At 65.0% G+C, this 2,948-nt stretch carries 2 protein-coding genes; both read right to left on the reverse strand.

Annotated features, from left to right (window positions below; all coding sequences use genetic code 11):
• Window positions 1-213: 213 nt before the first annotated feature.
• A complete protein-coding gene (locus QX010_RS32980; RefSeq protein WP_316183710.1) occupies window positions 214-1,176 on the reverse strand; it encodes a fatty acid desaturase family protein in 963 nt (320 codons plus the stop codon).
• Window positions 1,177-1,190: 14 nt separating this feature from the next.
• Window positions 1,191-2,222 carry an alpha/beta fold hydrolase gene (locus QX010_RS32985; protein WP_316183711.1) on the reverse strand — a complete coding sequence of 344 codons (1,032 nt, stop codon included), beginning with the start codon at window positions 2,220-2,222 and terminating at the stop codon, window positions 1,191-1,193.
• Between the last annotated feature and the right edge of the window lie 726 nt (window positions 2,223-2,948).

A 2,948-nucleotide genomic window follows, 5' to 3' on the forward strand; every position in this document is an offset into this window, starting at 1 on the left:
AAAGCGATTCGTCAGTCACTCGACCGAGGAATCATCCATTTCCGGCAGCAAAATGGTAAGTTAGCGCCAATGGGGGTCTCTCTCCATAGCAAGACCGTCTCTGCGGAGAGAGAGACCCCTCACCCGGCATGATCGAGCGTTGCTCGATCATGCCACCCTCTCCCACAAGGGGAGAGGGTGCACCGTCTGCGCGGCGATAGGTCGGGCACAAACTCATTTGCTTCCGAACTTCGTTCCATCAAACTGATCGCGAAACCAGGCCCAGGTCTGCCGCGTCACTTCGATGTAGCCCTGCCCGCGGTACTTGATCTCGCCGTCGACGATCGCATGCAGCTTCGGCAGCGCGTGGAACGGCACCGCCGGATAGGCGTGGTGCTCGACGTGGTAGGGCATGTTCCACGCCAGCCAATGCACGATCCGCGTGGTAAAGGTGGTGCGGGTGTTGTGGAAGGCGCTTCTGGTGTGATCACAACCGGTGTGCTCGGCGTAGAGATAGGGCCGGAGGATCAGTTGGCCCAGCAGCAGCGGCAGCACCCAGATCCACAGCAGCAGCGCGCTGTGCAGCGCGACCGAGCCGAGCAGGAGCAGCGCGTAGCCAGTGGCATAGGCGCGCGCCTCGCGTACGATGGTGGCGCGGCGACCGGCAGGCACCCACGGCACCGTCACCTCGCCCGTCACCGCATGCTTCAGCAGCAGCCGAAGCCGGCCGGCGACCTGGAGCAGCCCGGAATAGGCGATGGCGAGCTGGGTCTCCGAGCGCGGCTTGGGGCCGACGATCAGCTCCGGATCGCGGAGGGGATCCTGGGTGTGGCGGTGATGCTCCCAGTGGAACAGGCAGTAATATTCATAGGGCAGTCCGATCAGGAAGCCGGAGAGATTGCCGATCGCGAGGTTGAGCCTGCGGCTGTCGAACGCGGTCTTGTGCGCGGTCTCGTGCACCGCCATGAACAGGAAGGCGATCAGCACGCCCTGCACCGGCAGCAAGGGCAGCGCCCAGAGCACACCATGCGTTGATGCGATCACTCCGATCAGCGCACCCACTCCGATGATCGCGCCGTAATGGCTGAGCGTGCGCAGCGCGCCTTGCGCGTTGGAGCGCGTGCAGAGCTGCTGCAACACCTGCGGTGTCAGCAGCTTCGGGCGGGGCGCGAATTCGTCGGCGGGCACATCGGTCATGTCGAACTCAGCCATCAGCTCTGGAGAAGGGTCGAGACATGGGCGTTGATGAAGTCGCGATCCGCGGGAATGCGGATCGGGTTGCCGGCACGATGGCCATGGATCGATGGGATCGGCCGCAGCTCCGCCGAGCGGGCGCCGACCAGCTTGGGCAGCTCGCGCTCGTTGTCGCGCCAATCGAAATAGCGGTCGGTCCGGCCCGGCATCAGCAGCATCCGCGCGGTGATCGCGCCGAGTGCGCGATCGAGATCGCCGCCGAACGCGGCGCATTGGCTGATATCGCCGCCCTGCCAGATCGCGATCTGCGCCAGCAGATTGTCGGCATCGCGATGCGCGAACGCGGTGTCCCAGGTGGCGGCGAGATAGTCCTCCTGCGAGGCAAAGCCCTGCTCGCGCCAGACCTCGTCGCGGTAGAACTCATAGGACATCGCCCAGCCCGCATAGATGCGGCCCATGGCGCGCAGGCCGGCGACAGGCTTCTCGACGAAGCGGCCGTTGCGGAACGCGGGATCGGCCGTCAGCGCCGCCTTCACCGCGTCGAGAAACAGGTGATTGTAGGGCGAGCAGCGCGCGCTGCCGCACACCACCGCAGCACGCTCCACCATGTCCGAATGACAGGCGGCCCAGTGATAGGCCTGCATGCCGCCCATCGACCAGCCATAGACCAGCGCGATCCGGCTGATCCCGAACTGTTCTTCCACGAGCCGGCGCTGCACCGCGACCGCATCGTGATAGCTGATGGCCGGGAACGGCGCGTCGCCGAACAGCTCGCGCGTATTCGAGGGCGACGACGACAGCCCATTGCCGAACAGGTTGGGAATGATGATGAAGTAGCTGCTCGGATCGAGCGCGCCGCCGGGCGCGACCAGCCACTCGGTGTCGACATGCTGGGCGCCGAACGAGGTCGGATAGAGGATGACGTTGTCCTTGGCCGCGTTCAGCGTGCCATAGGTCTTGTAGGCAAGCCGCAGCGACGGGAACGTCACGCCCGATTGCAGCACGACGTCGCCTGCCTCGAAGATCTGATAGTCGCTGCCGGTCGCCATGTGCGTCATCCCGTGTGATCGATGATCGGAGCCTAGGTGATGCGCGGCCGCGCCACACGCCCATTTTTTGGCATGGCATGACCGCACAACAGGCGCGGCCGGCCATCGCATCGGCTGGGGTCATGCGGTCGCGCTCTCGCGGCCGCGCAAGCCCGAGCCTTGTCCGGATCGTTCGCCCTCCGAAACGTGAGGGCGCAGGGAAGACCGGGAGCTCGCCGCCCCCATGGCCCGCCTGCGAAAAAATGCAGGCGGCAGGAACCACAGGTTCGGCTGGGACATCCCGGCCTTCCCTGCGCGATGGTCTTAACAGCTGCTTCGCGATCTCCCTGGGGACCGGCTGTGTTGCCCCCATCGTCGGCGCGATGCGCTTCCGCACCGCCGTCCGGCTTGACCTCAGCATCGGGAGGCCAGGACCACGCGACTTGACTGTCCGCATCGGATCGTTCGTCGGCGCGACAAAGTCACGCTGCGACCCGCTGCGGCCACCGCATCCCCGCCTCGCGTCTCGTGACGACCGCGCGTACGCCCCTCATCGATGAGGCAGGATAGATGCAATAGAGCACACTTTCTGGAAAAACGAAAGAGAATTTTTTTGCCGCCTTGACATTCACGCGGACGGTGACCGAGCCGCCTTCTCCCCCTCCCTCCACCGTCATGGCCGGGCTTGTCCCACGGCTGTCCGGTTCAGCTTCCGCATATTGCGAGGCTCAACTGTTGTGGGTTTTT

It is taken from the genome of Bradyrhizobium sp. SZCCHNRI1009, assembly GCF_032487575.1.
GTDB lineage: Bacteria > Pseudomonadota > Alphaproteobacteria > Rhizobiales > Xanthobacteraceae > Bradyrhizobium.

Excerpts from the sequence above, each read along its gene's own strand:
- QX010_RS32980 (WP_316183710.1), bottom strand. The coding sequence starts at position 1,176 with ATGACCGATGTGCCCGCCGACGAATTCGCGCCCCGCCCGAAGCTGCTG.
- QX010_RS32985 (WP_316183711.1), bottom strand. The coding sequence starts at position 2,222 with ATGGCGACCGGCAGCGACTATCAGATCTTCGAGGCAGGCGACGTCGTG.